We start from the raw sequence: 23,214 nt of genomic DNA on the forward strand, positions 1-23,214 counted from the left end.
AATGTTTAGCGTAAAATTTCTTGTAGATTAGGGTCTAAATAGCAGCGACTGGCTGTAGCCGCTGCCTTCTGGTTTGATGAAGAGTGAGTAGCCATTCTCTGTATTTTATTTTAGTCGTTTGGCGTACATCTTCAGGTTAAAAATCCATACTGGTAAGATCCCTGAAAGTCTGGTACTTCATCCAGTCTCAGTAGCTCAGCATCGGTAAAATCTCGGCCAAGTGCAGTGGCGATTGGTTGCCAGTGTACTCGCAGGCTGGGTAAAAGCTTCAAGCGCTGCTGGTAATGGGGTTCGCACTCCCTGGTTACTTCCGTCCCTGCAATACGCACAACCCAATAGCTGGAGCGACAAGGATAATCATCGACGCCTTCGCGAACAAAGCGGCAATACCATGTACCGTCCGATAACCTTAAATAAATATTACCTGAGCGCCGCCATTCATAGATGGCGTGAATAATGTCCGGCAAATTACTCTCTCCTGTGAGGTTTGGAAGTGTACACAGATGTTGTCCGGCACCAGGAGTGAAATATCGCTGTAATGATCAGGCGTCATAAATGTCGCCGGTATCCCAGCCAGCTTCAGCTAATGCTTCATCGCTATTCCTGAGGCCGGTTATCCACATACATTCCCGGGACGCTCTGGATAAAAATGCCCATGGCTCATCAGGATCAATAACGACAATTTCTCCAGTGTACTCTGCACTTTCTAGGTCAGCAGGCACAACTCTGTTTGAATCGAAAATCCAGGATTTCGCCTCCTCATGGGTACTCATCAGAAAGCGGTAAAGCTGGGATGCTTACACGAAGGCCCGCTATGAGCGAGGAGCGGACGTTAAGTCATAGTTTAAAAGGTGATTTAATGTCAACAGCGAGACTTTCTGGGATACTTATCGTGTTGCTGACAAAGCCTCAACATCTAAGAAATGTCATACACATTTGGTGATCTTAATGGAAATATTCTTCAAATCGTATCAGACAGAAGGCTGTTGCTTATGCGGATCTAGTGGTTCTCTCACCGGAGAGCACAAAATAAAAGCTTCGGCGTTGAGAAAAATTTTTGGAAGTAATGCAATGGTCATTGGAGATTTTGATGATGGCGGCAATCTTCGTACAGCACAAGGGCCTAAGTCTAAGGCTTTCCATTTTTCGGCACGAATGTGCTCTTCATGCAATGGCTCTCGCACACAGCCTGCAGATCAGGAGTTTGATCAATTTCATACTTTAGTATCATCGCTTATATCAGAAGGTAGGGACCCTTCCGAGGTGTTTAATATGCCACAGTATAATTTGGAATCAGAAGCTTACCTCAATGTGTTTAGATACTTTTCAAAAATTTTATGCTGCCAAATTGCAGAAGCAGGTGGCCCTCGCCCAATAGAAGCTTGCGAATTTGCTATAGGAAAAACGAGTAGGAACATAATCTTTCTACACATTGATGTTGATCCAATCTACTTAGCTTATCGAGAGACATACGGAAGACATAGTTATGCAAGACATGGAGGACTTATTGTCCCTTATGATTCAAAAACACACAATCCAACATGTTTCCAAAGCTTGTTAAGTTTGGGTGCTGTGAGATATCGTTTTTGGGTTAGATTTAATGCACTTGTTGGAGCTGAGTTACGTACATCCCATCATGAATTTTGGCTCAAATGTGAGGCAGCGTATCAAGAGGCTATAAAAAATCCTCTATCGGATGAACAGCGATATCGCTTAGGTATTTAATTAATCTATATGAAAGAAACTACTGTTTTGATTTGAAGGTCTGGAGATATCCGGCCCTGCCCCTTACGGAGCAACGTCTGCTTCTGGCACAAAGCGGACGTTTCTTTCACAGTCACCTCATAAAGTGTTCGCACACATTAAATGAGCGCCTTCATCACGAGCATATGAACACTGCACTCCATCAATGTTTCTACATTATCAACCCACCAACCATCACCTATAATGTTTCCTGTCTGGAAACAAGGGGGCAAGGATGCACGTAGTCTCAAGAGCGCCTTTCGACGCGGCCACCAGACAATTTCCAAATCAAGCACTCGCCCTGGACGATCTTTACCGGGTACTAAAAAAGGAGCACTACCCAACACCAGACGACATGCGAAAGCGCTTCCCCCGCCTAGACAGGATGAAATACCGGGAAAAATGGTGGGTCATTGATATAGGTGCGGGCATTTAAAAGTGATGTTTTTTGCTGATTTTGATCGGGGAAAGATCTTTATCAAACACATCAGCACTCACGCAGAGTATGACAAACTCACGGACTTCTATCGGAGAACGAAAGAATGAACTATGCAGGAGCCAACTCACACAGAGCGATTTTGAGAATGAGATAGGCAAGAAATCTTTGGTGAGTCGAATCCTCAACGGACAGCGCACGTTAACGCTGGATCATATGCGCGCGCTGGCGAAGCGTTTTGGCGTGCCGGTGAGTGTATTTGTGGGGAAATGATGAGGATGATTTTTTTATATTGAGAAAAAAGTGACGCAGCCAAGCTAGCGATATCGCGGCTAAAACCTTACGGTAATTGTAGAGGCACATCACTGTCATCAAACACTTCCCTCAAATACTTTCCAAGCGTTTTAGAATCTTTTGCTGCAGGAATGACCACGTGATATTCTCTGATTCCAATTTTTTTTGCGACATCTTCATTAAGCACGATCACAAGTTTGTCTTCAGTGAGCTGAACAGAACGAATAGAGTCTGTTAACTCATATTCCGTTGACTCACTCTGAAATCCAATGCATTCGTTAACGGGTAATTCATCTTCGTCGAATCGTCCGATTATGATAAAATTTTTTGGATCATGACTGTCATCCCCTATTCCGATGGTGAAGACATCATTTTCTTCATAGCAGTTAATACACGCTGCAATAAAATTTTTAACATTACTCATCAGTTCTCCTTATCTTGCATCATTTTGCTCCTGACAGATTTTATCGTAAGTCTGGCGTTCATTAAGATGGCTTGTATCCTAAGAGTAACCTAAGATAGTACCCGCACCAATTTTTATAGATTGCTATTTTTAAAAGGTAAAGTATATATTTCCGGCATAGCGAAGCGGCTGTTGATGCTGTGATATGCTGCACCAGCTACACCCACCTTACAGCAATAGATGGGCTTCGCCAGGATCAACGCAAGTACACTTTTATTAAAAATCAAGATCGACTTTAACTACTCCTGATGCATCTATTTTATCATCCTGAGCAGTAAGCATATCAACAAACTCATCGAAGGAGTTTGCTATTTTCGTCAGCCCGGAGGTCACTACTGAATCATTGAATATTGGATCAGACTCGTGATCCCAAAACCAAATCTCTCCCGACATACCTCCCTTGAGACAAAGACAAATTTGATTATCACCAGACGAGGCTCCTATCGGTAACCATTGATCGCGAAAATCATGCCGGTATGTATCAGCCATTTCAAAGACAGTATATTCTTTACCCGATTCTGCAAGACCGTATAAAGACTCAAGCGTATCAGTTCCTTGCTCATCAGACCATGGAGATGGTTGTAACGCTTTGAAAACAACATTTACCTCAAAAAGAACAGAAACGCCAAAATGAAGTAAATAGGCACGATAACTTTCAGGAATTGGCCCTGTTGATGCTTCTAATGTATTTAAAATATTTTTCAGTTCATCTAATGGTAATATTGTCGATTTCGCTCCAAAGCGCTCTAATTTTTTCAACAATGTTCTTTCCTCCATATATCTGATTCGTAGCCAATATGGGGCACATTGGCGTGAAGCTCTCTCGGCAGAAGAATTATGGTATTCGCAATCAGATAATGTGGAGTGTGCATTTTTTCCCTTAACAAATTTTGAGCCGCTTTCTGTGTAATGCCTTTTTTCTATGCAATGGCATTATTACCAATGGTAAAATACAAGCATATCTGACATTCTGTTTATTACTGTTTATCTATTTACTAACATCTAAATGTAAAAAAAATAAGCCATGATCATATTCTGATTATGGCTTTATTTTGAAATATCATAAATCAACAGTTACATTCATTCCTGCATCAAGAGATGTCTCACATATTTTCTTGTAAAATTCAGTAAAGCCATTAGTAATTTTATAGATATTGCCGCACTCATTTTGCTCAGCGATCTCAAACTCTTGGATATCATCCTCTGCATGTAGATGTGTTCTGTCCCAATAATACACACCTTGGCTTTCACTGCCATTTAATATAAGGTAAAAGTTACCTCCAGGATCATCACCAATAATTAACTTATCATCAATGAAATCAAGTTCACTTAAAAAATTTTCATTTTGACGAAAAATGTCGTAGTTTGGATTTTCCATATTTATTCCAAAAAGGGCATAAAAGGCGATAACCCCTTCATCAACACCTTCATACTCCAACTCACAAAAATCCGGAGATTTTACAACAAAGCCATTTTTCAACCTGAGGAATTCTTTATAATCTTCAGGCAAACTGATTTTGAATTTTGCCTCCAAAATTTTAATTTCATCTTGAGTTGTAGGTTTACCGCATGAAATAGGCATAAGCTCTCCTTACTAAGGACATGATTTCTTGATCTTAGATACTCCACCTCTATGGGTAAAGTTATTATGTATTTCTTTAGGTACCTCTTGCATTGTTATTCCATTTTCGTGGTGATGCCAGGTATTAAGCTCTAAATTTGCAGGGCCATTAGGCGCCATTGCATTCGCTTTGCCGAAATCTCCAGAAGGGCCAAGCCTGTGATTACCTTTAAGATCCGGAACATCAACGCTCTGGATTTCATACGGTTTAAAATCAGGATACCCATTAGGATACCTAACGATATTCCCCATATTGTCTTGGTAGACCCATGTGCGAGTGTCTATCTCCTGCCATGCAGTACCGCCCTTTTCAAGCCATCTATCAAGTAATGGAGAGTTCAGCGGCTTACCACTTAGCCCCCACGGATCGATCCAAGATAGCGGATTCGGCGCATACTGATAAAGGTTCCACCCACCATTCAACCCAATCGGATCCTGCACAATAAACCGCCCGACCTGCGGGTCGTAGTAGCGGAACAGGTTATAGTGCAGCCCTGTTTCACCGTCAGCGTACTGCCCGGCATAGCGAAGCGGTTGATGTGCCATCGCTGTGCGATTCACAACCCGTGAGAATCCTTCGCTCTGGTGACGCACCTCACCAAAGCTGCCGTACTGGCCGCTCCAGCGCACCGCGCCGCGCTCGTCGGTCACTTCCAGCGGCGCGCCGTTCAGGTCGGTGTTGAACCAGTAAATCTCACCGCTGCTCTGGTCACGAAGGTGATCCACCCGCGCCAGCGGGCTCCAGGCTTCATTCGGGTCGTAAATATACGTACTGCACAGCCCGCTCTCCTGCTGCTCCTGCAACAGGCGGTAGCCCTGCCACAGGAAGCGGGTGTTGGCGGTGCCGTGCGTCGTGGTGACGATTTTGCGCGTGCGGCGGCCCAGCGCGTCGTAGTGATAGCGCGCCTCAAAGCGCCCTTCCGGCCCGGTTCCGCGGGCGGACACCAGGCGGTTCTCGGCATCATACGCATAATGCTGTTCATACAGCCCGTTGCGGCGGCTGACCAGGTTGCCCCAGTGGTCGTATTTCATAAACAGCGCCTGCCAGTGCTGCAGGCGGTTATCCGTGACCGGTGCCGGATCGTCATTGGCGGCGAGGTTGTCCGCGGCGTCATAGCTGAACTGCGCGCGGCTGTGCCCCTGTCGGGCCTCGTAGTGCTTCAGCAGACGCCCTTCGGCGTCGTAGCCGTAGTCCACCTCTCCACGCAGGGTGTCGCTGACGCCGGAAAGCTCACCGCGCGCGGTGTAGCGATACAGGCGTTCCAGTAGCGCCTGCTCCGGCAGGGTCACGTCCGTACTTAGCTCACTGCGCTGCAGGGTACGTCTGCCAAGGCTGTCATACTGACGGAGCTGCTCGCGCGCGCCCTGGGTGCGGCGCACCTCGCGATGCAGGCGGTCGCGGGTGAACTCGGTCACCATCTGCTGCCCGAAGCGGATGGCGCTGACGTGGCCGGAGCCGTAGTGCAGCCAGGCCAGCTTTTGCTCGCCGTGCAGCGTCAGACCGGTCAGGTTGTTCAGGGCATCCCACTCGTAGCCCACCGCGCCGTTAATGCCGGACTCGCTCAGCACGCGTCCGGCGACGTCGTGGCGGTAAGCGATCTCATCGCTTTCGATACCCAGGGCAACGCCTTCGGCGGTTGGCGTGCGGCGGATGCGGGTGATCTGGCCGCTCAGATCGCGGACGTAACGGTACTCCGCGTGGCGCTGAGTGCGCCCGATCAGCAGCCCGCTGTCGTCATAGCTGAACTGCTGGACGCGGCGGGCAATACCGCCGTCGGCGGCAGGTCGGCCGTTTTCTTCGAGCGCGCAGAGGAACCCTCGCGCATCCCATTCCATATGGCGTACGGTCTCGTCAGGGCGCGTTTCGCTGAGCGGTCGCCCCACGGCGTCGTAGGTAAAGCGATATTCCGCCCCGTTGCCGTTATCAAGGCGCAGCAGGTTACCGCGTGGGTCGTAGCGCCACTGGCGCACGCGGCCAATACGGTCGGTAAGGCTGACCGGGAGGCCGAGCGCGTTATAGGCCCAGCGCACCTCGCTTTCCAGCGGGTCGCGCCAGCCCGTGAGCTGGCCGCGTTCGTTCCACACCAGCGACTCGCGGCTGCCGTCCGGATGGATCACGGCGCTCAGCAGCCCGGCGTTGTTCCACTCCCGACGCGTGATATTCCCTTCCGCATCCTCGCTGGCAATCAGCTGCCCGAAGCGGTCGTAGGTGAAGCGGGTGACGCTGCCGGAGCAGTCGGTGCGCTGTGTCAGCAGCCCCTGGATGTTCCAGACCAGACGTACCACGCCGCCGAGGGCATCGGTGATGCTCTCCGGCAGGTTCTCTTCCTCATCGGGATAGTGATACGCGGTGGCGTTACCGGCCGGATCCGTTTCCGACAGCAGGCGACCGCGAAGGTCGTACATGGCCTGCGATGAGGTGCCGTCCGGGTACACCGTGCGGGTGATGCGGTCGGTCAGGCGATGCCAGTGATACTCCGTGCGGCGGCCCGCCGGGTCCGTCTCGCTGGTCATACGGCCGTATTTGTCCCACGTGCTGCGGCGCATTGCGCCGCCGGGCAGAATGACGTCGCAGAGCTCGCCGTCGCGGTAAACAAACGTCGTCTGGCGGCCGTCGTAATCCGTGAAGCGCGCGACGTTGTCGTCGTCATCCACCAGCCAGTGCGCCTGCGCGCCGTCTTCGCGGGTCGCGCGGCGGGTGCCGTTATCAAAATCGTATTCGAACGTCAGCTGTTCGCCGCCGCTGTGGCGAAAACCGACCACACGCGGCAGGCCGTCAATCTCCCGCCAGCGGTATTCGCTCAGCAGGCCGTTGGCGTCCTCGTGGGCGCTCATCAGCCCGTCCTGCCAGCTGAAGCGTCGGCGCACGCTACCGCCCCGGCCGGTCACGGAGACCAGCTGGCGCTGTTCATCATAAGCGTAACTGACCAGGCAGATCTCGTCATCCAGCCAGGCGCTGGCAAGCCTGTCACGGTCGTAGCGGCAGACCACGCGCTGGCCCGCGCTGTCGGTCAGGGCATGCAGGGTATTATCCGCGTTCCACTCGAAGAGGATATCGTTGCCGCAGGGTTCTGAGATGCGCTGGAGCAGCGACGGGGCATCCTCCCGCAGCGGCGCATAGTGCCAGCGCTCGCCGCTGACGTCATACACCGACCAGCTGTCGTCCTGGTGATGTTCAAGCCAGTTTTTTTCGCTTTCGCAGTAGCTGCGCAGCCCTTTCGGGACCTTCGGGAAGGCGACGTAATCGCCGGACGGCGCGCGCCACACCAGGCCGTCCTGATACGGCTCCAGGCGGCTTTCCCAGAACAGGCTCCAGCCGCGGCCCAGCACGCTGTCGCCGGGGTTGCCGCTGCGCCAGTAGCGCTGCCAGCGCACCGGCAAGCGTGACGGCAGAACGAAATCGAGCTCATCATCCCCGCTGAGAAACTTCTGTCCGCTGACGATATCCACCGGACGGGCGATGATCCCCGCGGCCGCTACGCCGGTCATCAGCGTGCCGGCGCGGCAGGCGATACGGGCCAGCTTGTTGATACCGGGGATTTTGCCCAGCAGCTTAGAGAGCGCCCCGACTTTGCCAGCGGCGCCGCCCCAGCCGCCGAGAAGCCCGGCGAACAGCAGGGTAAGATCGGAGACTTTATAGAGCCACTCGGGCACTTCAGACTGAATGGGCAGGGTTTGCTGCGGATCGCCGCCGATGAAGACGTTGTCCGAGCCGGTCATCACCTTCGCGTCGCAGGTGGTGCGATCCCCGATGCGGGACGCAGGCTGGCTGTTAATGGAGACGCGCTTAGAGCCTTCGGCCATCTGCTGCGAGCCATCGTCCGAGCACTTCACGGCGCTGTCCGTCGCGATGGCGGCGGGTTTGCTGTTGATAAACACATTGGGCGAGCCGGAGGTGATGACGCCTTTCTTCGTCATACTGGATGCCCCGGCGTCGGCGATACTGTCCCGGGCGGCGGTCGCCAGCTCCCCGGTGTAATACCCCACGGCCAGGCTTGCGCCGACGAGCAGCACACCCACGCCAAGGCAGGATGCGCCGAGACCGGCAATAAACATCGCCCCCGCCAGAATGCCCCCGGCGGCGGCAATCAGGCCACCGACAATCGTTCCGGCAATCATCCCGGCCAGCGCACCGGAGTGGCCGATATCATCACCAACGCGTGCAGCTTCAAACATAACGACTATCCCTGGTGTTAATGGTGGAAGCGAAAGCTCCTGAGAAGATCGCCGAACAGCGCGCAGTCCGTATCGCCCAGCGTACGGGTGCAGGTCATGGTGAACACCAGAATGTTATCGCGCCCGGCATTAAACACGGCCTGCTGCTGCCAGATGCGTTTCCCGTCGCGCAGATAGCTGGCGTGGACCATTTCACCCTGCAAAAGGCCGTCGCCGAGCGTTGCGGCACTGCGTTCACCCTGCTTCCAGCCCTTGAGATGTTTTGCCATCAGGGCGAGCTGGCGATCGATATACGCGGCAAGCGCTTCGCCGGGGTTGAGGGTATCGCGGGAGATGTTGAATGCTGGCGCATCCGCTGCAGGCGGCGCGAAAACATTGACGGTACGATCCTGATAGCCCTCAGGAAAAGCGATCATTCCTTCATTAAACAGGCACTGCGAAGATGGTTCTGACATTGAGCGGGTCCCACCACATTTTTTCAGAAGCGGTAAGTTTCGCATATGTGTTTAAGGCTGACTATCCCCAGATTATTGTCCCACCGCCACGCTCGCCGACAGGCCCGCCACCAGCTCAACTCCCTTCGGTAAGGTGTCGATATGAATGCGCACCGGCACGCGCTGCGCCAGCCCGCCCGTCTCATCATTGCTGTCCCCAATCCCATGCCCAATGCTCTCCACGTGACCGGAAATCTCAGGCCCGAAGCCCATCAACGCATAGCGAGCCAGTAAAGAGAGCAGTAATTTCATGAAAATAACCTTCTCTTACGAAACGTAGTTTCACTTAGATCTAATACTTGTTGTGCATGTGGTGATTGTTTGTAAAATGACCGCAGTGATTATTTCCACACAAAGCAGATGGACTTATGCAGCAATACACCAACGAGATCACGCCTGAAATCCGAGAATCCTCTTCACAGGAACACTACGACGAAGATTTTTTAGCAAGCTGTGACAGCAAGACACGTGAAAAGCTTGAGGATTTTAATAAACACGTTAGTCGCCCATTAGCCTCCATTTTCCGATTCGCTGTAGTGGGAAGCATCACCCGCAACGGGGGAGTGATCCGCAATGCTTCGGCAGGCAGTCCAACTGGTGGGTATAAGATGGCGCGGGTTGGAGATAAAGTTGTTTACACTGATGGCAGTGAAGTCACTATTGTTTCCGGTGCAGGTGGGGCTCGTATTATACAGGACACATCTGCTGCATTGGTTGGAAGTATGCTTGGTAATGGCGACGAAATAATCTCAACACCACAATCCGGCAGCAGACTGGTTTTCCGTGAAGGTGACACATTTCCGAAAGGACTCTTAACCATGCCAGGGAGTAAGCACTAATGGCAGCCAAAGGTTACTTTCTGTTCAGGGGTGATAAGACGGTATGCGGCGGTCGGATTATTGAAGGATGGTGTGACCACCAGTTTTTCGGTAAAGACATGGCCTGTGAAGGCCATCAGGTAACCTGTGGTAATCATCCGGGTCGTTACCGTATTTGTGGCGGTCTTGATACCGACTATATACATGGTAAAAGGATTGCCGGAACGCTGCACAGCTATAGCTCCTGCCCCTGCAAATCGAAATTCGTTCCTTCAAACTTTGACGATGGTTACGAACTTGGTGGAGAAGAAACAGTAACAAACACTGATCTGTCTCACCCCATAGGGATTCCTGTACTCCCAGAACCGATTGAGTCAGAACCGGAACAACACGCCCAGACAGCAAAGAAGAAAACAGGCATAGACGCTGGTTTTGCCGTTCTCCCCTATGGCGGCACTACAGAAGCCTGGCAACGTCTGCTATTCACCGAAAACCCGCCAGCGGGAGCAAAGGAACTATTCGCTACGCTGAACGGCCCCGATGAAAAATACAAAGCTGGTTCGATTATGCTTCTGGTTGATCCTGAAAAGCAGGACGACGAACAGATTGCCCACATGAAAGCCGCGAAAGCGAGGGTTGATGCAGCGTTAGAACCACTGACTATCCAGGAAGCTAACTTTCTTCATAAGAACAAAGACACCATTGATCTGTTTACTTCACGTGCCAGTACGACAGCCGGGGTTGCTTCAGATGCTGCTGGTAAATACTTTGAGAAGATCGAAAATGTTTTGACCAGGATTCAGCAAGCGTACAAAAATCAGTATATTACCAGTGGATCACTGATCAGCGAACAGTTCTACGTGCAGAGGCGGCAGCTATTCGGTGAACTTGATAGCATTCTCACTGATTTCACACGACACAAACTGGCATTACAGGACTACCCAGATATTAAGCGAGCATTAGGACTTTCAACCAGTTCGATCACACATCGCTGGAATCAGACCGGTGTTGCTGACATTGAGGGTTACGCCACCTTCATCGAGAAAGCTGCAAAGTATGTGAAAATGATGAAAACAGCGGGCTATGTCGGAATCGCTCTTGATGGTGTGAACAGGCTGGATAAGATTTACGAAGCCTGCACAGTCGGGTCTGATTGCGAGAAAACGGCGTATACTGAGGTTGGAAGTTTTGGTGTAGGGTTAGGCACCGGAATTGGCGCAGGTGCGCTTGTTTCTGGTTCGGTGTCTACTACGGTTTGCTCAGTTGTCTTAGGTGCATTAACTATTGAGGCCGCTGGAGCTGGAATGTTAGCTTGCGGTGTGATCTTTACCGGGGCGGTTGGATATGCAGGAGGAGAAGCAGGCGGTAAGCTTGGCGAGAAAGCTGGCGAAGTAATTTATGAGGTAACAAAGTGACAATTTCAGTTTCCGACATTCTCATAATTGGCACTTCAGGAATTATTATTCTATCTACAGTTATTATGGTCGTGCTTTCCGTTTTAAACAAAAAGCGATTCCTTGAAGTATGCTGTTTGTACGAAAAGGAGTTTGGCTCTATTCCACTTGCTGCCGCGGTTCTAAAAGATGCCGATTTAATAGGATTCACTGCTGGGTACTCGACAAAAATAAACTTCATCATTCATCCGTTAATCTATGGAAAAAAATCGGCTCATAGCAAAAATGATGATGCAGCTTTCATCAGAAGCCTACCTGCAAACATCAGATACTGGTTTATTGCCGAGTTCCTGTGTTCGTTAGTTGGTTTCATTGCCCTGCTTGTTGGCGGGATCTGCATTTGGGCCAATAAATGATTAATTCAGCAGATCTGATCATCTGCGGATTTGGAGGATTAAGCCTTGTCTGCAGTATCGCGGTCGCGTTCCTCTCATTTCTCAACAAAAAGCGCTTCTCCGCGATCTGCACGCTGTATAAAGAAAAGTTTGGCTCTCTCCCTGCCGGATCGATTATCTTCGATAATGCCGATTCTATAGGGTTTAGCTCAGGTTATGCAGCGAAGATCAACTTTATCGTGAACCCTTTGATCTTTGGTAAAAGCTCAGTTGACAGTAAAAATGATGATGTTGCATTCATCAAAGACTTGCCACCTCACCTAAAAAACTGGTTTATCGTCGAGTATGCTTTCTCCGCTTTAGGATTGGTATCAATCGTTATCGCCGGAGCAGTGTTGTATTTTCGATAGCATCCCTTAAATAGGCCAGCAGTTATGCTGGCCTATCCTTGAAATGTCTCAAAAATCCCCGTCAGTTCTGCCTGTCGCCCCCTTACAAGATGTTGTACAACAGAAGATCTCTTGCCCATTTGGAGCAAAATAACGCGCAAAGCCGTTGGACGAATTCGTCAGGCTTATGTCTGATAACGAAGCCTGTCACAAGCTCGAAAATGGTGTGCATAAATGCAGTGATACAAAACGCTGCTAAAACTGTTACACAACGTGATGACAGTCATAAGCAAAAAACAAAGTAAGAAATTGATTTTAAATATATTTTTATTTTACTTGCGCGCCTGATGCAACGCGAGACCGGGCTGAGCTTTGGGCGATGGCGGCAGCAGCTGCACCTGATTATCGCCCTGCAGGAGCTGGCGAGCGGTGCCCCGGTGCAAAATGTGGCGACAAAACTCGGTTATGAATCCGTGAATGCGTTTATCACCATGTTTCGCAAAGCGATGGGCACCACGCCCGCGCACTACTTTGCCGAACGGAAAAACAGCGGCCGTTAGCCCGGCCCCTCGCTCCCCGCCGCCAGCAGCGGCACTATCACGTCGCTCATGGGCACCGGAATACCGTGCGCGCGGCCATAGCGCTGGATCACGCCGTTGCGGATATCCCATTCCAGTGGGCGGTTGGCCTGACGGTCGGCAAGGATCGAGGTGCCTAAATCGGCCGGGGCGCGCTGGAAGTTCGCCAGGATCTCCTGCGCCACGTCATCATTGAGCGCCGCCCCCTCGGCACGGGCGACGGCAAGGCCTTCGCGAAGATAGGCCAGCGCAAGTTCGCTGATATCCTCGCGCCTGAACATTCCGGCGCGACGGTTGGCCAGCACCATCAGCCCGGCAACCGCATTTTGCAGCAGCTTGCGCCAGGCGACAGTGGTGAAATCAGCCGACAGTTCTACCGCACAGCGTGTACCCTGCAGCGCATCCACCACCCGTTTTGCCTGCGGGACGTCCGGCAGGGTCAGGCGCGGTTTGGCACGCAGCCAGACGGAGGCATCCGGCTCGCGCTGCGCCGGGAACCAGACCACCGACGGTAGCACCGTCGCGCCGTTGACCCACGGCTCCAGTTGGGCTTTCTGCTCCACGCCGTTTTGCAGAGCGCAGACCACTGTGTTTACGTCACACAGCGCGCGCAGCCACCCGGCGCTGTCAGCGTTCTGTGTGGTCTTCACCGCCACAAAAACCAGATCCACAGGGCGTGTGATGGCCGTCGGATCGGTCAATACCGGGCCGGGAACGACCGTTTCACCTTCGTCGTCGCGCAAACGCAGTTCTGGATGTGCGGTGCGTCCGCATAGCTGCGGCGTGCGGCCAGCATCCTGCAGCGCCGCGGCGATGGTGGTACCAATTGCACCAGGACCAATCAGCGCAATCTCTGGATTGTCAGACATGGTTAACTCCCCTTTTCGCTAAGCCTGCTAACAGTTATACCACTGTAAAAAGTGAGCGCCACGTCGTTGTCTATACTCAACACTCGACAGACAACGGAGTGCGCCATGCCTTTACCCGATTTCAAATCCTCTGAACCCTATACCCTTGGCATCGAACTCGAGCTGCAGGTGGTTAACCCACCGGGATACGATCTGAGCCAGGACTCCTCCGCGCTTATCGCCGCCGTTAAAGACGACATCAAAGGCGGTGAGGTCAAACACGATATCACCGAAAGCATGCTTGAGATTGCCACCGGCGTGTGCCAGAACATCGATCAGGCGGCGGCACAATTCTCCATGATGCAGCAGAGCATTTTGCGGGCGGCGGCGGAGCAGCATATTCAGATCTGCGGCGGTGGGACGCATCCGTTCCAGAAGTGGCAGCGGCAGGAGGTGTGCGATGACGAGCGCTACAACATTACCCTGGAGCGCTTTGGCTATCTGATTCTACAGGCAACGGTCTTTGGCCAGCACGTGCATGTCGGGTGCCGGACCGGCGATGACGCGATTTATCTGCTGCATGGCCTGTCGCGCTTTGTTCCGCATTTTATCGCCCTGGCCGCCGCCTCCCCCTACATGCAGGGCACGGACACGAAGTTTGCCTCATCGCGACTCAACATTTTTTCCGGGTTCCCGGATAACGGTCAGATGCCGTGGGTCAACAACTGGCAGGAGTTCGAGGGGCTGTTTCGCCGCCTGAGCGCTACCAGCATGATCGACAGCATTAAAGATCTGCACTGGGACATTCGCCCCAGCCCACATTTTGGCACCGTGGAGGTGCGGGTGATGGATACGCCGCTGACGCTCGGCCATGCGATCAATATCGCCGGGCTGATCCAGGCCACATCCCACTGGTTGCTGACCACCCGGCCGTATAAGCATCAGGAGAGGGATTTTCTGCTGTATCGCTTTAACCGTTTTCAGGCGTGTCGCTACGGGCTGGAGGGCATACTGACGGACGTGCATACCGGCGAGCACAAGACGGTCGCAGAGGATATTGCCTGGCTGCTGGAGCAGGTTGCGCCATCGGCCGAGAAGCTCGGCGCGACCAGCGCGATCAAGGAACTTGCCCTGCTGTTAAAGCAGGGCAAGAGCGAGGCGCAGCGGATGCGGGACTTTATCGCCGACGGCGGCTCGCTTATTTCTCTGGTTCAGAAGCACTGCGAGCTGTGGGCAACGAGTCCGTAAGGCCGTGCCCCCACTCGCGCAGGCGCTGGAACAGCACGAACAGCGCGGGGATGAACAGGATCCCTACCACGGTCGCCACCAGCATACCGCTGAATACCGTAGTCCCGATGATGCGACGGCTTTGGGCACCCGCCCCGGTCGCCAGCATCATCGGCAGGACGCCAATGATGAACGATACCGCCGTCATCATCACCGCACGGAAGCGGCGTGATGCCCCCTCGCGAGCCGCATCGGCTATTGCTATCCCCTCCATGCGCCGCGCGCGGGCAAACTCGACGATAAGAATGGCGTTCTTGGCAGCAAGGGCTATCAGCAACACCAGACCAATCTGTACATACACGTCGTTGGCATAGCCGGCTGTCCACAGCCAGACCAGTGCCCCGCCGATGGCGAACAGCACCGAGAGCATCACGCTCGCCGGTAACGTCCAGCTCTCGTACTGGGCAACGAGGAACAGCCACGCCATCACCACCGCCGCCAGTACGATCCAGATTGCCTGATTGCCGGTCTGCTGCTCCTGGTACGACATGCCGCTCCAGGCATAGTCATAACCCGCTGGCAGGTTTTCCGCCAGAAGCTGGCTCATCGCCGCCATCGCGGAGCTGCTGCTGACCCCTTCCGCCGCTGAACCGCTCACCGACACCGACGGGAACTGATTGTACTGCTGCAGGAACGGTGCGCCGACGGTGGGCGTGATGGTCACGAGATTACTCAGGCGCACCCGCTCGCCGTTGTTGCTGCGCACGAACAGCTCGCTGATTTGCCCGGCGCGCTCGCGCCACTGCATCTCGTTTTGCATCACCACGTGGTAGACGCGGTTGTTGACGCTGAAATCGCCGGCGCGCGTGCCGCCAAAAGCGGTCTGCAGGCTGCTGAAGATGCGCGACACCGGTACGTCGAGACGTGCCGCGCGCTCGCGGTCAACGGTCAGCGTCAGCTGCGGTACGTTGCTGCTCCAGGTGGTGAATACGCGGCTCAGCGGCGGATGCTGGTTGGCTTTCACCAGCACCTCGCGGGTGATGCGCTCCAGCTCCGCCGGGCTCTGCCCCGCCTGCGCCTGAATACGCAGGTCGAAGCCGGAGGCGTTGCCCAGCCCCGGCAGCGTCGGCGGCGCGAAGGTCATAATGGTCGCTTCCGGCAGGGCCAGCAGCTGGCGCTGCAGGGTGCCCATCACCTCATCCAGCGGCGGACGCTCGCTCCAGTCCTTCAGCATGATGGAGATAAACCCGCCATTGGAGGCGCTGGTGCCGTTGAGAATATTAAACCCGGAAACCTGAATCACATCCTCTACCGCCGGGTTTTTGGCGATCAGTTCACGTGCAGTGGTCATGACGGCTTCGGTACGCTCAAGCGAAGCCGCTTCCGGCAACTGAACGCTGGCGAAGAAGTAGCCCTGATCTTCCTGCGGCAGGAAGCCTTTTGGCATCGACGTAAAGCTGAACACCACCACCGCTGCCGCGCCTGCGGTGGCCAGCAGCGCCAGCCACGGGCGAAGGTTGAAGAAATTGACGATGCGGGTATAACCATTGCGCGCAGTATCCAGCCCACGATTGAAAACGCGATACACAGCCGCCGGACGCGCCGGACGCGGGCGCAGCAGCAGCGCGCAGAGCGCGGGGGTCAGGGTTAACGCCACCAGGCTTGAAAGCGTTACGGCGGTGGAGAGCGTGACCGCAAACTGGCGGTACAGCTCGCCGACAATCCCCGACAGCAAGGCCACCGGCACGAATACCGCCAGCAGCACCAGCGTCGTCGCGATCACCGGCCCGGCAATCTGGCGCAGCGCCAGCGCGGTCGCCGCCGTCCGGCTCTGCCCTTCCGCCATCAGCGTTTCGACGCTTTCCACGACGACGATGGCATCATCCACCACCATGGTCAGCGCCAGAATAATGGCGAACAGGCTGAGCGTGTTGGCGGAGTAGCCAAGCGTGTAGAGCACCGCAAAGGTGCCCACCAGCGATACCGGAATGGCAAGGGCGACAATCAGCGTGGCGCGCCAGCTCTGCAGGAACAGGGAAACGACCACCACTACCGCCAGCAGGGTCAGCGCCAGCGAGACGCCGATCTCTTTGATCGTCGCGGCGACAAAGGTAGTGGTGTCGAATTTCACCTCATACACCAGGTCGTCCGGGAAGCGCGTCGAGAGACGTTCAAGCTCTGCGCGCACCGCGTCGGCCACGCGCAGGGCGTTGGCGGACGGGGTCGGATAGATACCGAGGTAGGCGGAGTCCTGCCCGTTCAGCTGCGCGCCGGAACTGTAACTGCGCGAGCCAAGCTCGATGGTGGCAACGTCCTGCAGGCGCACCAGTTGCCCCATCTCGCCCGCGCGGATGATGATGTTGGCAAAGTCTTCGGCCTGGTTTAAGCGCCCCAGCCCGTTGATGGTCAGGGTCTGCTGCTGGCCGTTAAACACCGGCGGCGTGCCGACCTGGCCTGCCGCGCCCTGCACGTTCTGCTCGCGCAGCGCCTGCGCCACGTCGTCGGTGGTGACGTTGAGCGCGTTCATGCGGTCGGGACGCAGCCAGATACGCATGCTGTAGTCACGCGCGCCAAACATCTGCACCTGCCCGACGCCCGGCAGGCGGGACAGCGCCTCGCGCACCTGGGTGCTGGCGTAGTTGCTGACGAACAGCGGCGTGTGGGTGTTATTCGGTGAGTAAAGACTTACCCCCATCATCAGGTTGGTGGCCCGCTTGCGCACCTGCACGCCGTTTTGCTGCGCCTCGGCGGGAAGCTGCGCCACGGCCTGCGCCACGCGGTTCTGCACGTCGATGGCCGCGAGGTCCGGGTCGGTGCCCGCCGCAAAGGTAATGTTCAGGCTGTAGGTGCCTTCGTCCGAACTGTTGGACTCCATGTAGAGCATGTGGTCCACGCCGTTCAGCTGGGTCTCCAGCGGCGTGGCGATGGCCTCCGCCACGTCAGCCGCGCTGGCCCCCGGCCATGACGCACTGACATTAACTACCGGTGGCGTAATCTGCGGGTACTGCTCCACCGGGATCAGCTTCAGCGCGATAGCCCCCAACAGGGTAATGACCAGCGCAATCACCATCGCAAAGCGCGGGCGTTTGATGAAAAACGTCAGCATGATGGCTCCTTAATTCAGTATCTGAACGGCAGCGCCTGGCTGCACGCGCTGCGCGCCGTCAGTGATCGCTCGCTCACCGGGCTTCACGCCGGAGGTAATCTGGAACTGCTGGCCGATCTGTCCGGCGATCGTCAGCGGGCGCATTTCGGCTTTGCCGTCGGCGTTAACCACCCAGGCAAAAAAGCCGTCGCCGTTCTGCTGGACCGCCGCGGCGGGAAGGGTCAGCACGGGCTGCTCGGTTGCCGGGCGCAGGGTCACGTTCACGTTGCCGCCGGGCAGGAGCTGATGGCGCGGGTTGGCAAACTCGGCGCGCAGCATCACGCTGGCGGTACGCGGGTCGATGCGGTTATCCACGGACGTCAGTTCACCTGGGATGCGCTGGCCGTTGCTGTCAATTAACGCCTGCCAGGCCTGCTTCATGGCGCTGATATCCGCATGCTGTCCGGCTTTGGTGGCAAACGCCCCCTCTTCCAGCGCAAAGGCGATGCGGATGGGATCGAGCTGCACGACTTCCACCAGCACGCCGCTGGCAGGGTTGACCAGACTGCCGACGTGGAACTGGCTGTGCCCCACGCGACCGTCAATCGGCGAGGCGATGCGGGTATAGTTCAGGGTGACGCTGCGGGTGTCGAGACGGGCTTTCGCCTGCTCCAGCGCGGCGCTGGCGACGTCCCGCTGCATGCGGGCGTTATCCACCTCGTGACGGCTGATGGCGTTACTGCTACCCAGGCTTTCAAAGCGCGAGAGCTGCTGCTGCGCCTGACGCAGCGTGGCTTCGGCGCTTCTCACCTCGGCCTGTGCCAGGCGCAGGGCGGCGCGCGGCTCGGCGTCGTCGAGCTCAAACAGCACGTCTCCCTTTTTCACGTACTGCCCGTCGCGGAAGTGGATTTTGGTAATCACGCCTTCCGTGCGGGCGCGCAGCTCAACGGTGTGAATCGCTTCGATGCGGCCCGGGATCTGGCGCTCAGCGGCGTGGGCAGTTTGCTCCACGGCGGCGACGCGAACGGGAATGGCGGCAGCGAATGCGGGTTGCAGGGTGCAGGCGAGGAGCGCGAACAGGAGTGGGAATTTCATGGGAGTACCTCAGGGTTGCTGCCCTCACCCCGGCCCTCTCCCACTGTACGGTCCGGGGACATGGTAGACAGGTGTTCGGGGACATGGTGAACACTTTTTAACATCCTTTACCCATGGTGATCGACTTTTTCTTCAGGTCGATCACCCCCACTTTTGTGCTGTACCACCACACCTCGTAGCGGCCGTCTTCCTGCATCTCCTTCAGCCCGACCCGTTCTCCCCTGAACGCCTTGCCTGCGCTCAGACTTACCCCTTTCACGCTCAGCTTTCCGCTGATATCCACTTTCCTGACCATCACGCCCTCGTCGTATTCCGGGGGCGTTGTGTTGCCGCTGTACCGTCGCGATGACGGCTGATACCGCGAGCCCGGTACCGCCATATCCAGCGCCTCATGCGGGCGTTCAAGGTTATAGACCGTCCGCCAGTGGTCGAAGGCGCGCTGCAGTTCGCCCTCACTCGCGAACCATTTACCCTGCAGCACCTCCGTCTTCAGGCTGCGGTGAAAACGCTCCAGCTTGCCCTGCGTCTGCGGATGATACGGCCGGGAGTGTCCCACCCGGATACCATGGCGCATCAGCCACAGCTCGAGCGCCGTCCAGGTGCCGGTGGTGTCTCCCCACGGGGCGCCGTTGTCCATCGTCATCCTGTCCGGCAGGCCCTAGCGTTCAAACACGCTGACCAGTTGTTGCTGCACGGTCTCACGCCGTTCATCGCTACAGTGCGCCAGGCACAGGGAAAAACGGGAGTGGTCATCCAGCAGGGTGAGCGGATGGCAGCGGCCACCGCCAAAGGGAAAGTGGCCCTTAAAATCCATCTGCCAGAGCCGGTTCGGCGCGTCATGTTCGAACCGTCCCGTGGCGGGAATGCCCGGTGAAGTGCCCGGCAGCAGGCCGTGACGGGCCATCAGGTTATGAACGGTGCTGAAGGCGGGCATACGGTGCCCCTGGTCTTCCAGCCAGCGCTTTATCTTGCGTGCGCCCCAGCGTTCATGGCGGTCATGGGCCATACGCAGCAGGGCAGTGATGTCGTCAGATGAGCGGTTCGGGGAATGGTGCGGTATGCGCGGGCGGTCCTGAAGGCCGGAGGAACCTTCCTCCATCCAGCGACGAAGCCACTTGTAGCCGGTGGCAGGTGAAATGCCGAAGCGACGGCAGAGGGAACGGATGTTCGCCCCGTCCTGCGAGGCGAACAAAACAAACTCGGTACGTAATGACATGGTATCTCTCGCATCCCAGGGCATAAGCGACTCCATAAACGGGTTCTTATGCCTTAGTTGTAAGTGTCTACCATGTCCCCGAACAAGTGTTCACTATGTCCCCGGACCGTACACCCACAGGGAGAGGGAGGTCAGGGTCCCCTCTCCCTGTGGGAGAGGGTTAGGGTGAGGGCAAAAGGTTATGCGGCCTTACGGAACCTGCGGGTGAGTCGCTTCTCGATTTCGACGATAAAGAACATCCCGATTGCCACCGCCAGCGTCACGAACCAGTAGCGCAGCGGCAGTGCTTCGGTGCCGAACAGCATCTGCATAAACGGCAGATAGATAATCGCCACCTGGAGCAGGAACAGCACACCGGTCACCAGCCAGATCCCTTTGTTTGCCAGCAGGCCGCGGTTCAGGGAGAACCCTTCGGTGTTGCGGCAGTTAATCATGTACACCCACTGGGCGCAGACCAGCATCTGCAGCAGCACGGTGCGAATGAACTCCGCGCTGTGACCGCGCGGGGCCAGCAAGGCTTCCAGCGCAAAAGCGGCGATGGCAATCATGGTGCCCACAAAGGCCACGCGCCACACGGCATACGCGTCCATCACATGCTGCCCGGTCTGACGCGGCGGACGGCGCATGATGTTGCGCTCGGCGGCTTCAAACGCCAGGCCGAAGGAGAGCGTGGCGGAGGTCGCCATGTTCATCCACAGAATCAGTACCGGCGTCAGCGGAATGATATTCCCCGCCAGCAGCGCAATCACAATCAGCAGCCCCTGCGCCAGGTTAGTTGGCATGATGAACAGAATGGTTTTCTTCAGGTTGTCGTAAACGCGACGCCCCTCTTTTACCGCGCTGGCAATGGTGGCGAAGTTATCGTCCGTCAGGACCATGTCCGCCGCCTCTTTGGTCACTTCCGTGCCTTTGATGCCCATCGCAATACCCACGTCCGCCTGACGCAGCGCCGGGGCATCGTTCACGCCGTCACCGGTCATGCCGACAATTTCACCTTTATCCTGCAGGGCTTTCACCAGACGAAGCTTATGCTCCGGGCTGGTACGGGCGAAGATGTCATACTTCACCGCCGCGTCCGCCAGCTCGGCGTCGTCCATCTTCTCCAGCTGGTAGCCGGTCACCGCCTGCTCGCTGTTGGTGATCCCCAGCATCTGACCAATGCTCATCGCCGTCTGCGGGTGATCGCCAGTGATCATCTTCACGCGGATCCCTGCCTGCTGGCAGGCGTTAATGGCGTCAATGGCTTCCGGGCGCGGTGGATCCATCATCCCGGCGATACCGAGGAAGATCAGACCGTGGCTGAGATCGTCATGCGTCAGCGCCTGCTCACCGTTTGCCGGTTTGAACGCCGCGGCCACCATACGCAGCCCCTGGCGCGCATAGCGCTCCATCTCGCTTTCCCAGTACGCGCGGTCAAACGCCTGCGCACCGTTGCGGGTCTGCTGCTGTGCGCAGAGGGCGAAAATCACATCCGGCGCGCCGGTGATCAGGATCTGCTCCTCACTGCCAATCTGGTAGTGGGTGCTCATGTACTTGTACTGCGAGTCGAACGGGATTTTGTTAATCAGCGTGGTCATCACCGGCGCGAGGTGGGCTTTCGCCGCCAGCACCTTCAGCGCGCCTTCGGTCGGCCCACCGGTGATGCCCCACAAGCCGCGCTCGTCCTGAATCAGCTGGCTGTCGTTGCACAGGTCGATGGTGCGCAGGTACTGCTCCAGCACGGTGTCCGGCTGGATCTGCATCGGCTCGTCGCTGCCTTCCAGGTAGATGTTACCCACCGGCTCGTAGCTGTTGCCGTCCACGCGGTAGCAGGCGTCAGCGGTGATGATGGCCTTCACCGTCATTTCGTTCATGGTCAGGGTACCGGTTTTATCCGAGCAGACCACGGTCATCGCCCCCAGAGTTTCAACCGTTGGCAACTTGCGGATAATCGCCCGCTTGCGCGCCATCGCCTGCACACCCAGAGAGAGGATAATGGAGATAATCGCCGGCAGACCTTCCGGTACGGACGCCACCGCCAGGCTAATCAGCGAGAGCAGCAGCTCGCCCATTGGGATCTCGCGGAACACCAGGCTGAAGATAAACAGCGCCGCCATCATCGCCAGAATAATGGCGAAGATAGCCTTGCCCAGCATGTCCATCTGTACCAGCAGCGGCGTGCGGTGTTTTTCAATCCCGTCCATCATCTGGTTGATGTGGCCAAGCTCGGTCTCCTGCCCGGTGGCAATCACCACGCCAATCCCCCCACCCGCACTCACGGTGGTGCCTGAGAAGACCAGGTTAGTGCGATCGCCCAGCGGCAGTTCACCGCTCAGCGGGTTGGTGTGTTTATCTACCACCGTGGATTCGCCGGTGAGAATCGCCTCTTCCACGCGTAAATTATGAGCTTCGATTAAGCGCATATCTGCGGGAATACGATCCCCCGCACGTAAAACAATAATATCGCCCGGAACTATTTCAGTTGTGGGTATTGTTTCATGGTTGCCATTGCGAATAACGCGCGCCTCGCTGGAGAGCATATTACGAATACTCTTCAACGATTTTTCCGCGTTGCTTTCCTGAATATGACCAATTAACGCATTGATCACCGCCACGCCCAAAATAACCAGCGTATCGACCCAGTGGCCCATTATTGCCGTTAATACGGCCGCGGCCAGCAGGACATAAATCAGGACATCGTTAAAATGGGCTAAAAAACGCAGCCAAGCGGGTTTACCTTTTTTCTCCGGCAGCGCATTCGGGCCCTGTTTTTGCAAACGCGCCTGTGCCTCTGCACGGTCCAGACCACTGGCCTGGCTCTGCGCGTGCGCAAGCACCTGCTCTACGGTCTGCTGGTATGCCAGCCCGCCGGAAGGCGGCACATTTGGGGACAATTTTTTTTCGGTCATCGTATTTTTCCTTTAATATCCGGTGAACAGAAGCCTGAATTCCTTTCGGGCGTA

General features: G+C 55.6%; 16 protein-coding genes and 5 pseudogenes. 9 read left to right on the top strand and 12 right to left on the bottom strand.

The features are described 5' to 3' along the window. Window positions 1-131 precede the first annotated feature (131 nt). Window positions 132-467: a hypothetical protein gene (locus NQ842_RS18320; protein ID WP_257256171.1), complete on the bottom strand. Its 336-nt coding sequence runs from the start codon at window positions 465-467 to the stop codon at window positions 132-134. A gap of 481 nt (window positions 468-948) precedes the next feature. Here NQ842_RS18320 and NQ842_RS18325 point away from each other — a divergent pair, with 481 nt between their 5' ends. The 3 genes and pseudogenes from NQ842_RS18325 to NQ842_RS18335 all read left to right on the top strand — a co-directional run. Continuing rightward, complete coding sequence (locus NQ842_RS18325) at window positions 949-1,725, top strand: hypothetical protein (RefSeq protein WP_141236899.1); 777 nt, start codon at window positions 949-951, stop codon at window positions 1,723-1,725. 253 nt (window positions 1,726-1,978) lie between these two features. Then, a pseudogene (locus NQ842_RS18330) lies at window positions 1,979-2,289 on the top strand (type II toxin-antitoxin system HigB family toxin). Between the two features lie 13 nt (window positions 2,290-2,302). Then, window positions 2,303-2,452: pseudogene (locus tag NQ842_RS18335) on the top strand (type II toxin-antitoxin system HigA family antitoxin); the annotation flags it as partial. A gap of 67 nt (window positions 2,453-2,519) precedes the next feature. On the opposite strand, the gene NQ842_RS18340 reads toward NQ842_RS18335, so the two are convergent. The 6 genes and pseudogenes from NQ842_RS18340 to NQ842_RS18365 all read right to left on the bottom strand — a co-directional run. Further along, complete coding sequence (locus tag NQ842_RS18340; protein WP_125366171.1) at window positions 2,520-2,897, bottom strand: Imm10 family immunity protein; 378 nt, start codon at window positions 2,895-2,897, stop codon at window positions 2,520-2,522. 255 nt (window positions 2,898-3,152) lie between these two features. Continuing rightward, complete coding sequence (locus NQ842_RS18345; RefSeq protein WP_257256172.1) at window positions 3,153-3,698, bottom strand: SMI1/KNR4 family protein; 546 nt, start codon at window positions 3,696-3,698, stop codon at window positions 3,153-3,155. A 298-nt stretch (window positions 3,699-3,996) separates the two neighbouring features. After that, window positions 3,997-4,518, bottom strand: coding sequence for an SMI1/KNR4 family protein (locus tag NQ842_RS18350; RefSeq protein ID WP_257256173.1), 522 nt, complete (start codon window positions 4,516-4,518; stop codon window positions 3,997-3,999). Between the two features lie 12 nt (window positions 4,519-4,530). Then, entirely contained in the window at window positions 4,531-8,733 is a 4,203-nt protein-coding gene (locus NQ842_RS18355; protein ID WP_257256175.1) for an RHS repeat-associated core domain-containing protein, read from the bottom strand. Between the two features lie 17 nt (window positions 8,734-8,750). Further along, on the bottom strand, window positions 8,751-9,188 hold the full coding sequence (locus tag NQ842_RS18360; protein WP_047362500.1) for a DcrB-related protein: 438 nt from the start codon (window positions 9,186-9,188) through the stop codon (window positions 8,751-8,753). A gap of 72 nt (window positions 9,189-9,260) precedes the next feature. Continuing rightward, a pseudogene (locus NQ842_RS18365) lies at window positions 9,261-9,455 on the bottom strand (efflux transporter periplasmic adaptor subunit); the annotation flags it as partial. A gap of 140 nt (window positions 9,456-9,595) precedes the next feature. Here NQ842_RS18365 and NQ842_RS18370 point away from each other — a divergent pair. The 5 genes and pseudogenes from NQ842_RS18370 to NQ842_RS18390 all read left to right on the top strand — a co-directional run. Continuing rightward, on the top strand, window positions 9,596-10,066 hold the full coding sequence (locus tag NQ842_RS18370) for a PAAR domain-containing protein (protein ID WP_083021321.1): 471 nt from the start codon (window positions 9,596-9,598) through the stop codon (window positions 10,064-10,066). After that, window positions 10,066-11,460, top strand: a complete 1,395-nt coding sequence (locus NQ842_RS18375; RefSeq protein ID WP_257256176.1) for a PAAR domain-containing protein — start codon at window positions 10,066-10,068, stop codon at window positions 11,458-11,460. Before NQ842_RS18370 ends, NQ842_RS18375 begins: the two co-directional genes overlap by 1 nt. After that, window positions 11,457-11,855: a hypothetical protein gene (locus NQ842_RS18380; RefSeq protein ID WP_139795463.1), complete on the top strand. Its 399-nt coding sequence runs from the start codon at window positions 11,457-11,459 to the stop codon at window positions 11,853-11,855. Before NQ842_RS18375 ends, NQ842_RS18380 begins: the two co-directional genes overlap by 4 nt. Then, on the top strand, window positions 11,852-12,244 hold the full coding sequence (locus tag NQ842_RS18385; RefSeq protein ID WP_083021319.1) for a hypothetical protein: 393 nt from the start codon (window positions 11,852-11,854) through the stop codon (window positions 12,242-12,244). Before NQ842_RS18380 ends, NQ842_RS18385 begins: the two co-directional genes overlap by 4 nt. Window positions 12,245-12,558: 314 nt before the next feature. Then, window positions 12,559-12,783 (top strand): annotated as a pseudogene (locus NQ842_RS18390) (helix-turn-helix domain-containing protein); the annotation flags it as partial. On the opposite strand, the gene NQ842_RS18395 reads toward NQ842_RS18390, so the two are convergent. Then, entirely contained in the window at window positions 12,780-13,670 is an 891-nt protein-coding gene (locus NQ842_RS18395) for an oxidoreductase (protein WP_257256177.1), read from the bottom strand. The pseudogene NQ842_RS18390 and the gene NQ842_RS18395 sit on opposite strands and share 4 nt — an antisense overlap. A gap of 105 nt (window positions 13,671-13,775) precedes the next feature. Here NQ842_RS18395 and NQ842_RS18400 point away from each other — a divergent pair, with 105 nt between their 5' ends. Next, window positions 13,776-14,897 carry a YbdK family carboxylate-amine ligase gene (locus NQ842_RS18400; protein WP_014830979.1) on the top strand — a complete coding sequence of 374 codons (1,122 nt, stop codon included), beginning with the start codon at window positions 13,776-13,778 and terminating at the stop codon, window positions 14,895-14,897. Here NQ842_RS18400 and NQ842_RS18405 read toward each other — a convergent pair. The 4 genes and pseudogenes from NQ842_RS18405 to NQ842_RS18420 form a co-directional block, all read right to left on the bottom strand. Further along, a complete protein-coding gene (locus tag NQ842_RS18405) occupies window positions 14,848-17,982 on the bottom strand; it encodes an efflux RND transporter permease subunit (protein WP_257256179.1) in 3,135 nt (1,044 codons plus the stop codon). The genes NQ842_RS18400 and NQ842_RS18405 overlap by 50 nt on opposite strands. A 9-nt stretch (window positions 17,983-17,991) precedes the next feature. Further along, window positions 17,992-19,056, bottom strand: coding sequence for an efflux RND transporter periplasmic adaptor subunit (locus NQ842_RS18410; protein ID WP_046889719.1), 1,065 nt, complete (start codon window positions 19,054-19,056; stop codon window positions 17,992-17,994). 97 nt (window positions 19,057-19,153) lie between these two features. Further along, a pseudogene (locus NQ842_RS18415) lies at window positions 19,154-20,308 on the bottom strand (IS481 family transposase). A 143-nt stretch (window positions 20,309-20,451) separates the two neighbouring features. After that, window positions 20,452-23,160: a cation-transporting P-type ATPase gene (locus tag NQ842_RS18420; protein WP_257256180.1), complete on the bottom strand. Its 2,709-nt coding sequence runs from the start codon at window positions 23,158-23,160 to the stop codon at window positions 20,452-20,454. Window positions 23,161-23,214 lie beyond the last annotated feature (54 nt).

The sequence above is a fragment of the Enterobacter cloacae complex sp. R_G8 genome (assembly GCF_024599795.1).
GTDB lineage: Bacteria > Pseudomonadota > Gammaproteobacteria > Enterobacterales > Enterobacteriaceae > Enterobacter > Enterobacter dissolvens.

What these genes read in the sequence shown, in the direction of transcription:
- NQ842_RS18325 (WP_141236899.1), top strand. Translation starts at nt 949, where the DNA reads ATGGAAATATTCTTCAAATCGTATCAGACAGAAGGCTGTTGCTTATGC.
- NQ842_RS18340 (WP_125366171.1), bottom strand. Translation starts at nt 2,897, where the DNA reads ATGAGTAATGTTAAAAATTTTATTGCAGCGTGTATTAACTGCTATGAA.
- NQ842_RS18350 (WP_257256173.1), bottom strand. Translation starts at nt 4,518, where the DNA reads ATGCCTATTTCATGCGGTAAACCTACAACTCAAGATGAAATTAAAATT.
- NQ842_RS18355 (WP_257256175.1), bottom strand. Translation starts at nt 8,733, where the DNA reads ATGTTTGAAGCTGCACGCGTTGGTGATGATATCGGCCACTCCGGTGCG.
- NQ842_RS18360 (WP_047362500.1), bottom strand. Translation starts at nt 9,188, where the DNA reads ATGTCAGAACCATCTTCGCAGTGCCTGTTTAATGAAGGAATGATCGCT.
- NQ842_RS18370 (WP_083021321.1), top strand. Translation starts at nt 9,596, where the DNA reads ATGCAGCAATACACCAACGAGATCACGCCTGAAATCCGAGAATCCTCT.
- NQ842_RS18375 (WP_257256176.1), top strand. Translation starts at nt 10,066, where the DNA reads ATGGCAGCCAAAGGTTACTTTCTGTTCAGGGGTGATAAGACGGTATGC.
- NQ842_RS18385 (WP_083021319.1), top strand. Translation starts at nt 11,852, where the DNA reads ATGATTAATTCAGCAGATCTGATCATCTGCGGATTTGGAGGATTAAGC.
- NQ842_RS18395 (WP_257256177.1), bottom strand. Translation starts at nt 13,670, where the DNA reads ATGTCTGACAATCCAGAGATTGCGCTGATTGGTCCTGGTGCAATTGGT.
- NQ842_RS18400 (WP_014830979.1), top strand. Translation starts at nt 13,776, where the DNA reads ATGCCTTTACCCGATTTCAAATCCTCTGAACCCTATACCCTTGGCATC.
- NQ842_RS18405 (WP_257256179.1), bottom strand. Translation starts at nt 17,982, where the DNA reads ATGCTGACGTTTTTCATCAAACGCCCGCGCTTTGCGATGGTGATTGCG.
- NQ842_RS18410 (WP_046889719.1), bottom strand. Translation starts at nt 19,056, where the DNA reads ATGAAATTCCCACTCCTGTTCGCGCTCCTCGCCTGCACCCTGCAACCC.
- NQ842_RS18420 (WP_257256180.1), bottom strand. Translation starts at nt 23,160, where the DNA reads ATGACCGAAAAAAAATTGTCCCCAAATGTGCCGCCTTCCGGCGGGCTG.